Genomic DNA, 224 nt, shown 5'->3' with positions numbered 1-224 from the left:
AAAGCATTTGACCATAACAACAGTTTAAACTGGACGATATCGGGAGAAGGTTATGTATCGAGAAGCGATATGCATAGAAAGTTCCTTGTAGTGGATGAAATATTTGAGGCAAAATCGTCATATTATACATATGGAGCGGCATTAAAGAATGAGATAAGCAAAGAGTTCAGGACGAGTGAAAGAACGAGTATAAAGCCTTATGGAAGTTTAAAACTTGAATATGG

At 36.2% G+C, this 224-nt stretch carries 1 protein-coding gene; it reads left to right on the top strand.

Features of this window, described 5'->3' with window-relative positions; genetic code table 11:
* Positions 1-224, top strand: a 224-nt coding sequence (locus EII29_RS11860) for an autotransporter domain-containing protein (RefSeq protein ID WP_125237636.1), incomplete at both ends; no start/stop codon positions are given.

This window comes from Leptotrichia sp. OH3620_COT-345 (assembly GCF_003932895.1).
In the GTDB taxonomy this organism is placed as follows: Bacteria; Fusobacteriota; Fusobacteriia; order Fusobacteriales; family Leptotrichiaceae; genus Pseudoleptotrichia.
Note: the sequence above shows the minus strand (reverse complement) of the source record. Positions and strands in the feature narration are given on the sequence as shown.